Origin of the sequence: Limosilactobacillus agrestis (assembly GCF_014145585.1) — a bacterium.
In the GTDB taxonomy this organism is placed as follows: Bacteria; Bacillota; Bacilli; order Lactobacillales; family Lactobacillaceae; genus Limosilactobacillus; species Limosilactobacillus agrestis.
In genome coordinates this window covers 1-9,548 of sequence record NZ_JACIVF010000028.1, presented here as the reverse complement: position 1 = coordinate 9,548, position 9,548 = coordinate 1, and the positions used below count along the sequence as shown (strand labels likewise).

General features: G+C 38.6%; 8 protein-coding genes. 6 read left to right on the top strand and 2 right to left on the bottom strand.

All coding sequences use genetic code 11. From position 1 onward, the window contains the following. Together H5R88_RS01890 and H5R88_RS01885 are read left to right on the top strand one after the other, a co-directional pair. Positions 1-1,185 (top strand): LPXTG cell wall anchor domain-containing protein (locus H5R88_RS01890; protein ID WP_182600116.1); only part of this gene is annotated, 1,185 nt, incomplete at its 5' end. Positions 1,186-1,312: 127 nt separating this feature from the next. Beyond that, entirely contained in the window at positions 1,313-1,798 is a 486-nt protein-coding gene (locus H5R88_RS01885; RefSeq protein WP_182579200.1) for a hypothetical protein, read from the top strand. A gap of 51 nt (positions 1,799-1,849) precedes the next feature. Here the strand turns inward: H5R88_RS01885 and H5R88_RS01880 are convergent, their stop codons facing one another. Continuing rightward, positions 1,850-3,247, bottom strand: coding sequence for a DUF2252 domain-containing protein (locus H5R88_RS01880; protein ID WP_182600115.1), 1,398 nt, complete (start codon positions 3,245-3,247; stop codon positions 1,850-1,852). Positions 3,248-3,390: 143 nt separating this feature from the next. Here H5R88_RS01880 and H5R88_RS01875 point away from each other — a divergent pair, with 143 nt between their 5' ends. From H5R88_RS01875 to H5R88_RS01865, 3 genes are all read left to right on the top strand, one after another. Then, positions 3,391-4,929 (top strand): IS1096 element passenger TnpR family protein, encoded by a 1,539-nt coding sequence (locus H5R88_RS01875; RefSeq protein WP_182600114.1) that lies wholly within the window; start codon positions 3,391-3,393, stop codon positions 4,927-4,929. Positions 4,930-4,979: 50 nt separating this feature from the next. Then, a complete protein-coding gene (locus H5R88_RS01870; RefSeq protein ID WP_182579197.1) occupies positions 4,980-6,026 on the top strand; it encodes a zinc-dependent alcohol dehydrogenase family protein in 1,047 nt (348 codons plus the stop codon). A 72-nt stretch (positions 6,027-6,098) separates the two neighbouring features. After that, positions 6,099-6,692, top strand: coding sequence for a peptidylprolyl isomerase (locus H5R88_RS01865; RefSeq protein WP_182600113.1), 594 nt, complete (start codon positions 6,099-6,101; stop codon positions 6,690-6,692). A gap of 43 nt (positions 6,693-6,735) precedes the next feature. Here the strand turns inward: H5R88_RS01865 and H5R88_RS01860 are convergent, their stop codons facing one another. Further along, entirely contained in the window at positions 6,736-7,617 is an 882-nt protein-coding gene (locus H5R88_RS01860) for a LysR family transcriptional regulator (RefSeq protein ID WP_182600112.1), read from the bottom strand. A 136-nt stretch (positions 7,618-7,753) separates the two neighbouring features. Between H5R88_RS01860 and H5R88_RS01855 the strand changes: the two genes are divergently transcribed. Continuing rightward, positions 7,754-9,382, top strand: a complete 1,629-nt coding sequence (locus tag H5R88_RS01855; RefSeq protein ID WP_182600111.1) for a malolactic enzyme — start codon at positions 7,754-7,756, stop codon at positions 9,380-9,382. Positions 9,383-9,548 lie beyond the last annotated feature (166 nt).

The following is a 9,548-nucleotide window of genomic DNA, read 5'->3' as shown; positions in this document are numbered from 1 at the left end:
TTAGATGCAGCTAAGGCTTATGCAACTGCTAGTGCTAACGTAAACAAGGCTAGCGAAGACTTTGCAAACGCTCAAACTGCTCAACAAAAAGCTCAAGCTGCTTATGATGAAGCTATGAATGCTCAAACTGCTGCTGCTGATAAGTTAGGTACTACTAACCCAGATGTAGCTGCTCTTCAAAAGGCATACGATGACGCTTCAACTGCTGCTAACCAAGCAGGTGCAAAGCTTGAAGATGCTAAGGCTGCTCTTGCAAAGCAAAACCAAAAAGTTGCTGATGCTCAAAAGGCATACGATGATGCAACTGCTAAGGTTAATGATGCAACTAAGTCATTAGACGATGCTAAGACTGCTACTAAGAAGGCTCAAGATACTTTCAACCAAAATAATGAATTCGCTACTGATGCTGCGGCAGCATATAACGAATTAAAGGCTGACCATGCAGAAAACGCATTGAATGCTGCTCAAGCTATGCTTAACAAGGTTCAAAATGTTTATGGTTACAATGCACCACAAACCGATGCAGCCGAAGCTTTAGTAAATGCTCTTAAGGATTACTATCTTAACCCAACTTCACCAGCTGACAAGACTGCTACCTTGAACAAGATTCAAGCAGCACAAGATGTCTTTAACAACCTTGTTAAGGATGCTAATGCTGCTATGGATGCTGCTGAAGCTAAGTACCAAGATGCCCAAAAGAACGCTGATGCTGCTAAGGCAATCCTTGATCGTGTAAACAATGGTGACTTTAGTGACTTCCCAGCTGTTAAGGATGCAGAAGATGCTCAAAAGCTTGCTCAAACTAACTATGACAATGCATTAGCTAACTTGAAGAATGCTCAAGCTAACTTAGATATTGCAAAGGCAAACCTTGCTGCTGCTAGTGAAAAGCCATCAACAAGTGGTGATACTAATAAGGATCAAAACACCGATAACACTACTACTGATAACGGTGACACTACTGTAAATAATAATGGTAATGTTATCTCATCATCTACTGATAAGAAGGCTGATGAAACTGCTAACTTATCTCGTGTTGAATACAAGAATGCTAATAAGCAAAACGATACTAAGGCGGAAACATTGCCACAAACTGGTAATGAAAATGGTGTTGCTGCAATTGCATTAGGTGCTGCAGCTGCTATGTTTGGCCTTGGCTTAGCTGGTAAGAAACGCGAATACTAATAATTATATTTTGAAATTATTAGCTTGGATTTAATTTTATAATTTGCTCGGACATACTAGAGGGTTGTGACGAAGGTTTGCTTTGCCACAGCCTTTTAGTTTATATCTAAAAAAGTGAGGGAAGAATATGGCTGATGTAAATATGGCGTTAAAACAGGCGCAAGCAGCTTATGAGCAAGCCCAGCAATCCTATAAAAAGTTTAATCAAAAGTACCGTGAAGCAAAACAAGCAGTACTTTCTGCTCAAAGTACATTTGCCGGTGTTCAAACAATTGGCGACCGGACGACAATTGAAACAAGCAGTCAATTGTTGAAAAACGTTCAAAATAATTTGGATAGAATTTCTGCTAATCTATTGGTGGCAAAGGAAAATGTAAAAGCAGCACGTAATAATTTGGAAAATGCTAAAAAAGCAGTTGAATTAGAAGCGAAAAATCATCAACCTCTAGAACAGCCACTTTATACTACTGTTTCAACAAGCTATGGTGAGATCAAAATTACCAAGAAAAATAAGCCCAAGTCACCACAGAAAAGGATGCCAAAAGAACAAAAGGTTGCTCCTGTTAAAATGACGAGAGCAGAATATCGCCAAAAATTAAACGAACATAAATAGTATTAAAGAAGGACTTGCAAAACAATGAATGCAAGTCCTTTTAAATTACTGTTAATTTATTAAATTCCCTTCAGCAATTGCCAATTTGAATTGTCCATAATCTGCAGTGACCTGGTCTACATACTTTAAAGCCCAATTTGGTAAAAGGGTATCTAATTTCTTTTGATGTTTTAAATAACCACGGATCATTGGTGCGGTGGGACTTTGGAAATGAGCCATCGCCAGCAAGTAAGCACATGTTTGACAGTAGAATTGAAAACTTTCAAAGTCAAGCTTCTTAACATTAATTGATTCTTTCATATCTCGGAACTGTCGAATGTAATAACTACGGCCGCCGAAAGTAGTACTTCCTAAAAAGTGATCAGATGAGGATTGAAGCACTCGTTGCGCTGTTACAATTCTTTGCCCAGCAATACCACCATTTCTGATTACTTGTTGGACAGGAAGCGAAAGTAGATTATAACGTAATGGCATAGCTTCTTTGACCTGTAACACAATGTGACTCTCATCATTACCAGTAAGCATAATTAAGTAACAGCGGGTCCCGAAGCTGCCAACACCGACACTATAGCGAATGATATCGGAAATATGAAAATTTGCGAGAAGAACACGAACATCCTGGCGAACACTTTCCAGGTACTGGTTATAACCTTTGACAATTTGTTGATAACGCAATGCACTAAGATGACGAGCGCGTGGTGGATTATCACGAAAAACAAGGCACCCCTGGTTGTTGATAGTTGCCATTTTTTGGAGGATTTCTTCTGAATTACTCCGCTGACTTTTTTTTAGAACCTTATTAAGTACTGTTTGCATCTGTGTTGAAATATCACCAAAAGATTCAATTGCTTTCCCCATGTCTTCATATGCAAATGAAAAGTAAAACAGTTGCGAATGACTCATCTTATTGGCGCTCTTAATAGTATGACGATAGGTTTTAGTGGTTAGTTGAAGAAGGTGGTAAAGGTCATTGCGATCAAAGTGATTCTCTTCCCCTGCCAGTTCAGCACTAACTAACAACCGTTTCAAATCACTTTCCCAGTTACCGATCCGTGCTTCGTCAAAGTCATTGAGGCCAAAGAGGAGCTTTCGTTCAGGAGAGGCGTAAAAGCCAAAATTATTTACGTGAGCATCACCGCAAATAATTATTGGAAGATTACTTTGCGCTTGCCGCTTCAGGTCGTGTTCCATTAATTCAGCTGTTCCCCGAAAAAATGAAAAACGACTAGTAAGCATTCTTTGATGGCGTAATGGAAGCAACTCGGGGATCATATTGGCCTCAGTGATTTGGATTGTTTTAACTGGATCACGATCAACTGGGGTGAAGGTTCCTAACATTTCACTAGGGACCTCTTTTTGTTGCCGTTTACCATTATTTTCCAATTCAGCCTTGGTTTTATTAATTTGAATTTTTCGTAAATCAAAAATATCAAGATTTTGATTGTTCAAAAGTAGTTCATCCTTTCAGAGATAATACTTATGCTTCATTTTAAATTTTTTCTTTTATTTGTAAATATGGTTTGATTAAGTTGATAAATTGTAAAATTAAAAATAAAATTAATATAAGCAAAATTATAGAAGGGGTTGATAGGGTGATTATTGCAGTGGAAAATTCACTTGCCCAACATTTGCATGTCAATTCACAGATTATTGCACCTTCTGAGCTGTTAGAGACAAATGTCTGGACAATTCGTGTTACTGGTGAATTCATGATTATTATGAATAACTTAATGTCGTTACCGATTATTGTACGTTATCCTCAACGCTTTAATGATTCACGATCTTTTATTGCCGCATTTAAGCGCGAATTTTTGAGCCTATTAGAAGTTTCGCCAATCCCTCATGCAAAAATTAGGATGATTCGTGACGCGCAATTTAACAAAGTAGTATTTACACAGCAGATTCAGCCAGAAACTCAGCAGCAATTGCAGATGTATCAGAATCTTATGATGGGACCTAATTCAATTATTGATTGGGAAAAAGATCCAAGCAATGCTGAAATTGCACTTCAATTAGCGGAACAGACGCGTATTACCAATAAGGCAACAGATGAAGAATATGTCGTAATGGATGTTTTTGAAGATTATTCAGTGACGGACTTTAAGGTTGCTACTCATCCTAAACTTAATGAACATAATCGTAGCTATCTTTACCGTTCATTTTCAATTAACGATATCATGAACGCAACTGCAGTAGGTGAAAAGATTTTGAATGATTATCAAGAATACTTAGGAAGTCGTGGAAAGAGCGAGAGTGTTATTGACCGAAATTTAGATTGTGCTGCAGATTACATTGGTTATTGTGAGACCCTTGGTGAATCTGTTCTTGATGATATTACATTAATCTATCACTATTTTATTAATTATGAAAAACTTCATAATGATCGCCCAACCGATACAGGTTTTCATTCTAAAAGTGATGCCTTTCGTGAATTTGGAAAATTTTTACGTGCAGAGGATCTTTTTTCCAGTGAAGACTATGATTTATTTGTCCAGGCGATCAGCCAGGGGATAAAAGATCTTGATTCTAGACAGGTGATGTATCACCTACAACGAATAATTCGTGATATGCAACGCCAAGTAAGAAATCAGCGTGAGCATGCAATCCAATATGTTAATAAGCAATATACAATTTATGTTGAGCTTAGTGATTATCGTCCTAAAATGTGGCGGCGATTTACAGTTAGTGGTGATACACGTTTAGATATGTTGTGCTTTGCAATTTTAGCTGCCTTTAACGCGGATGGGTACCACCTATTTGAATTGCAGCAGGGAAAGATTCATTATCAGTTACCGATTCTTGATAGTGGTTTTGGTCAATCAAATGATATTACCCAAAGTTGGGTGGGCGATTGTAACCTTGCACAAGAATATAACTTAATATATGACTTTGGGGATATGTGGAATTTTAAAATTAAATTTGAGGAAGAAAAATCTAAACGACTTCCTGCTCATACGGGTCCTAAAATTATTAGTGGTTTTGGCAATGGAATTTTAGATGATATTGGAGGAGTAGAAGGACTGACGCAAGCTGCAAAGGATGATCCGGCTATTAATTCTCCTTTAAATATTCCAAAGTTTAAGAATCAATGGACACACAAAATTGAAAAAATACGACACTCTTATGAATAAAAAGCACTACAATAGACAATGAAATACTTATTTAATCGAGGTTTTTAAGGATGGAAAAAAGCGAAAATGCTATTCCCAAAACAATGAAGGCTTGGGCAGTCACGACTCCTGGGCCAATTGATGGTAAGCAATCACCAATTAAATTTACCGAAAAGCCAGTGCCAATTCCCAAGCGGGGTGAAGTTCTTGTTAAGGTATTAACTTGTGGAGTGTGTCATACAGATTTACATGTGGCTGAAGGGGACTTACCCGTTCACCACGAGCATATTACTCCTGGCCATGAAATTGTTGGTAAAGTTGTCGGCTTTGGACCAGAAACACAGCGGTTTAAGCTTGGCGAACGAATTGGAATTCCATGGTTTCGTCATGCTTGTGGTGTATGCAGGTTTTGTCGATCAGGTCATGAAAACCTTTGTCCCCATTCACTTTATACTGGTTGGGATCATGATGGTGGCTATGCAGAATATGTAACGGTGCCAGAAGGATTTGCATATCGAATTCCTGAAAAATTTGATTCCCTTGAGGCGGCTCCTCTCCTGTGTGCTGGAATTATTGGTTATCGGGCCTTTGAACGTGCAAATGTTCCCGCGGGTGGTCGGCTAGGCCTATATGGCTTCGGTGGTTCAGCTCATATTACAGCCCAGATTGCGCTTGCCCAAGGAATTGAAGTTCATGTTTTTACTCGTGGTGAGGATGCAAAAAAATTCGCCTTAGAATTGGGGTGTGCTTCTGTCCAGGGCTCCTATGATCCAGCGCCAGTTCCCTTAGATTCATCAATCATTTTTGCGCCGGTTGGTGATATGGTATTGCCGGCCCTAGCTAGTTTAGTTCCAGGGGGGACGTTAGCATTGGCTGGTATTCATATGACTGATATTCCAACAATGAATTATCAAAAAGAAATATTCCATGAAAAGACGTTAACAAGTGTTGAGAGTAATACCCGACGTGATGGGGAAGAATTCTTAACATTAGCTGACCGTCTTGATATTCATCCTGAAGTACACGAATATCCGCTAGCAAAGGCTGACGAAGCATTATGCTATGTTAAACATGGTGATATTAAGGGAGCTTGTGTATTACGTGTTAACGAGGACTAATAATTGTCTTTTCCTTCTCATTCCTGTTAAGATAATTAAAGAGGTTTAGAAGAGAAAAGAGGAGGCTTTTTTATGAAATATCCCCAATTAGCATTGGATGAGGTTAAAGGACCAAAAGCGGTAATTGAAACGACAATGGGAACAATTACGGCTCAACTATTTCCAAAATACGCACCTAAAACTGTTGAAAATTTTGTTAAATTAGCAGAGAAAAATTATTATGACAATGTAATTTTTCACCGGGTTATTCCAGACTTTATGATTCAAGGTGGTGACCCGACTGGAACTGGACGTGGTGGTGAAAGTATTTATGGTCACCCATTTGAAGACGAGTTTTCTGAAGAATTATTTAACTTCACTGGTGCTCTTTCAATGGCTAATGCTGGACCGAATACAAATGGCAGTCAATTCTTTATTGTCACTAATGAACATGTTCCGGAAAATATGATTGATCAAATGAAGGACGTTGGATACCCGCAAGAAATTATTGATTATTATGAAAAACATGGTGGTACACCGTGGCTTGACTTCCATCACACAGTATTTGGCCAAGTATTATCCGGGATGGATGTTGTAGAAAAGATCAGCAAGGTTAAGCGGGATGAGATGGATAAGCCCGAAAAGGATGTTATTATTAAAACAATTAAGATTGAAAAAGATAAGTAATGAAAGGGTCTGCTGAATAACCACCTCATTAGATGGTTATTCGTCACCCCTTTTTTGTAGTTAAGAGCTCCCATAGTGCCTGCTTAGGTGGGGTTAAAAGTTCAGTTGAGCGGGTGACTGCTGAAAGACGAAATGATTGTTTTAACGGACTCGTAACACTTATTGAATGGATGTTATCTTCGGGAGTGATCGCTAAACTTGTTAAATAAGCAATTCCAAGGTTCTCTGCAACCATAGCTTTAATAACATGAATGTCAGCGGTGCGGTAGATGACTTGTGGGCGAAAATGAGCTAAATGGCAAATTTGCTTAAAAGCTTGTTCATGAAAGAATTCAGTATCAGGAACGATAAAGTGTTCATTTTTAAGGGTAGTAAAATCAATATTCTCTTTAGTAGCCAGGGGATGACTTTTGCTAGTAATGATCTTAAAGGGATATTCAGCTAGCTCAGTAGTTTTTAGGCCTACTTCTTTTAGGGGCGTAAGAGATCCCAATAATGCCAAATCAAGGTTGCCGTGTTTAAGCATCTTAAGAATTTCCTTAGAACCATGCTCGCGAGTCTCCAAGTGACTTAAAAGTCCTTCCCGCATTAATAGAGGGGTCAATGGTGGAAAGTAGTAATTACCAATGATTGGAGGCAGACCAAAGCGAATACTAGATGACTCGGCTTGATCGATTTCTTGGTGCGCGATCTTTAATTCATTTAGGATAACGTTAACGTGGATAGCGAATTGTTTACCAGTAGGCGTTATATGCAATTGCTTATGGACGTGGTCACGAACGAAAAATGAAGTACCAAAATCTTTTTCTAGTCGTTGGATAGCCATTGTAATAGTTGGTTGACTGACATTAAATTTTGCCGCAACTTGCGAAAAATTTTTATATTTTACTAGTGCTTGATAATATTTTAGGTCGGTTAATTTCATAATAAATGCCTCTCTGACAGTGAATTTGATGGGGATTATCAATTTTATTTATATCATATCATGTATTTGACTATAAGCTGGTAATGGAATTACTCTAAAAATGTTGAAACAGATAAAAGGTAAAGGATAGGCGATAATGTTGCGTAAAGGAATGCAAATATTAAATGACCCCTTCAAGAATAAGGGAACAGCTTTTACAATTGAAGAACGAAAAAAGTATGGTTTATTAGGGCTGTTACCATCTTGTGTAAGGACAATTGAGGAACAAGCAGACGAAATTTACCGGTTATACCAAGCAAAGAACTCACGAATTGAACAACGCCACCTATTGATGGAAGTATTCAATACTAACCGCACTCTTTTCTTCTACTTGATGGAAAAGCATATTACAGAATTTATGCCAGTTGTGTATGATCCCGTAATTGCGGAGGCAATTGAACAATATAATGAGCGTTACATTAAGCCGCAGGATGCTGCATATTTGAGTATTGAGCACCCTGAATTAATAAAAGAGGAACTTATTGATGCGGCTGATGGTCGTGATATTCGGCTAATCGTTGTTACAGATGCTGAAGGAATCCTTGGTATTGGTGACTGGGGTGTAAATGGGGTTGACATTTCTGTTGGAAAATTAATGGTTTACACAGCAGCTGCAGGGATTGATCCATCCCAAGTTTTGCCGGTTTCTATTGATGCCGGAACGAATAATGAAAAATTATTGAAGTCTTCTAACTATCTCGGAAATCGAATTAAGCGGGTTGAAGGTCAAGAATACTTTGCCTTTATTGATAAGTTTGTTGATGCGGTCGAAGGTCTGTTCCCTAAGAGTCTATTGCACTTTGAAGATTTTGGACGAGGGACAGCGGCTCGTATTTTAGATAAATACCAAGATAAAATTTTAACCTTTAATGATGATATTCAGGGAACCGGAATTATTGCCTTAGCTGGTGTGCTAGGAGCCATGAATATCTCGAAAGAAAAGATAACTGATCAAACGTTTTTAACGTTCGGTGCCGGCACTGCTGGAATGGGAATTGCTAAGATGCTTTATGACGAATTGATCCGTCAAGGTCTTACTCCCGCAGAAGCAAAGAAGCACTTCTATCTTGTTGATAAGCAAGGGTTATTATTTGAAGATACGCCAGGCTTAACACCAAAGCAGAAGCCATTTACTCGTCAACGAAGTGAATTCACGAATGCTGATGAATTAACTAATTTACTTGCTGTTGTTAAGGCCGTTCACCCAACAGTAATGATTGGTACATCAACCCAACCCGGAAGTTTTAATGAAGCAGTAGTTAAAGAAATGGCCGCTCATACGCCACGTCCGGTTATTTTCCCATTATCGAATCCTACTAAACTTGCGGAGGCCAAAGCAGCAGATTTGCTTAAGTGGACGGATGGTCGCGCACTGATTGCGACTGGAATTCCAGTTAAGGATATTGAATATAACGGAACCGTTTACCAAATCGGTCAAGCTAATAATGCTCTGATTTACCCTGGGGTTGGTTTTGGAGCATTAGCAGCTGAAGCCAAGGTGTTGAATGATGAAATGTTAGCTGCTGCCGCTCATGCCCTAAGTGGGTTAGTTGATCCTGATAAACCCGGTGCAGCAGTATTACCACCAGTTTCAAAATTAGCTGAGTTTTCTAAACGAGTTGCAGAACGTGTAGCTCAATCTGCAATTGATCAAGGATTAGCAGGGGACGGTATTACGAATGCGAAGAAGGCAGTAGAAGAAAAAATTTGGAAACCTCAATATTAATCAAGTGGTCATTATCTTTGTGAATAATAAAACCAAACTATTATACGAAAGCCAAAAAACATCTAAGAAATGACGTGTACCCTTAAAGTTGGAACCTGTATGTTCTTGCTTTATAAATATTTTTCTAGGCAACTAGATTCTGCTCATATTGAAGTGGAGTTTGGTT

What these genes read in the sequence shown, in the direction of transcription:
- H5R88_RS01885 (WP_182579200.1), top strand. Translation starts at nt 1,313, where the DNA reads ATGGCTGATGTAAATATGGCGTTAAAACAGGCGCAAGCAGCTTATGAG.
- H5R88_RS01870 (WP_182579197.1), top strand. Translation starts at nt 4,980, where the DNA reads ATGGAAAAAAGCGAAAATGCTATTCCCAAAACAATGAAGGCTTGGGCA.
- H5R88_RS01865 (WP_182600113.1), top strand. Translation starts at nt 6,099, where the DNA reads ATGAAATATCCCCAATTAGCATTGGATGAGGTTAAAGGACCAAAAGCG.
- H5R88_RS01860 (WP_182600112.1), bottom strand. Translation starts at nt 7,617, where the DNA reads ATGAAATTAACCGACCTAAAATATTATCAAGCACTAGTAAAATATAAA.
- H5R88_RS01855 (WP_182600111.1), top strand. Translation starts at nt 7,754, where the DNA reads ATGTTGCGTAAAGGAATGCAAATATTAAATGACCCCTTCAAGAATAAG.